General features: G+C 32.1%; 1 pseudogene. It reads right to left on the bottom strand.

Features of this window, described 5'->3' with window-relative positions:
- Window positions 1–233: 233 nt before the first annotated feature.
- Window positions 234–524, bottom strand: a pseudogene (locus AC1DSB_RS19805) (tyrosine-type recombinase/integrase); the annotation flags it as partial.
- Window positions 525–1,067: the final 543 nt, after the last annotated feature.

The following is a 1,067-nucleotide window of genomic DNA, read 5'->3' as shown; positions in this document are numbered from 1 at the left end:
ATATAATCTTTTCCATTAATAGCCCCCATGTTTCACTCCCCAATGTAATTCGATATTTAAATATTCGATTAAAGCTGTTTTAAGAAGTTAAATCGTTCAATATTTTATTACTATTGCTAAAATTAACCTATGAAACTAGAGCATGCTAATATTCCTTCTTCAAATAAAGGGTGCTTTAGTCAATTAGGGCAATGTCAATTAAGACGTTGCCCTTTTTACATTTAAAAGTACTTCTAATACTCTTTCATTAGTCTTCCGCTTAGTTGAGCGTAAATCAGGTTAGTTTCGCTCTTCTCGTGTCTGAGAAGACTTTGAATGACTTCAATGGGTGCTCCATATTCAACAAATGAGTAGCATAGCTGTGTCTAAGTTGATGTGGATGAATCTCATTATTGATTCCAGCACGATTCGAAATCTTCTTGATGATGTTTCTCATTTGAAGCGACATTCATTTTATGGGGATGTCTTACTGTGACGAAGATGGCCGGGGCATTTTCTGTGCGACTGTCCATATAGCGTTTAAGCAGATCGATTGGACCAATTAAATGGTTCTTTTCTAACGAATTGAGGTTGATTTTATCGGAATGGACATAGAAAAATCGGATAATAATTCCTATGACTTTTTTGATATTATTGAATATCTTTACAATTATTAAATTACCTTATTTAACTAACGGGCCAGGTTAGTTCGAAAAATATTCTAAATATATCCAACTAAGGGATTTTTAATGTTAAGCTTATGCTATGCTTTGAGTATATAAATTTGCTGAACTTTTAAACTGAAGTAATTTAAATCAACTAATAAAAATCTTGTAGCTTAAAAGGATGAGTTTTTACTTTTTTTATCTCGATGCTGGAATTAAAAGTCTAAGTAAGAAATGAATTAGTACACAGAATGGAAGTGGTAATTTGAAAACATCAACTGGTTTATTAATTCTAATTGTTTTAATGCATCTCATCACGCTTACCAATATCACCCTTTTTAATGGAAAATGGAATGGAATAGCTTTATGGTTAAGTACGGGGTTATTCATAGCAGCGATAGCCTTCTATTTATTGGATAAAAC

It is taken from the genome of Paenisporosarcina sp. P4_E4_2 (assembly GCF_056401595.1).
Note: the sequence above shows the minus strand (reverse complement) of the source record. Positions and strands in the feature narration are given on the sequence as shown.